General features: G+C 70.3%; 1 protein-coding gene. It reads left to right on the forward strand.

The window, feature by feature from the left end:
• On the forward strand, positions 1 to 320 hold a 320-nt coding region (locus IO20_RS0134305), incomplete at both ends, for a tectonin domain-containing protein (protein ID WP_031127813.1).

A 320-nucleotide genomic window follows, 5' to 3' on the forward strand; every position in this document is an offset into this window, starting at 1 on the left:
TTCACCAACGACGACGCCACGCCGTGGCACGGCGTCCCCGGCGGTCTGACCGACATCAGCGCGGCGGCCGACGGCACCGTCTGGGGCGTCAACGCCAACGCCGAGATCTACCGCTACATCGGCGACCAGGGCACCACCGGCCACTGGAAGAAGATCGCGGGCGGTCTGGTGAAGATCTCGGCGGGGTCGCGCTCCAACGTGTGGGGCGTGAACGCGAATGGGCAGATCTACCGGTTCACCAACGACGACGCCACGCCGTGGCACGGCGTCCCCGGCGGTCTGACCGACATCAGCGCGGCGGCCGACGGCACCGTCTGGGG

The sequence above is a fragment of the Streptomyces exfoliatus genome, assembly GCF_000725545.1.
Classification (GTDB): Bacteria; Actinomycetota; Actinomycetes; order Streptomycetales; family Streptomycetaceae; genus Streptomyces; species Streptomyces exfoliatus.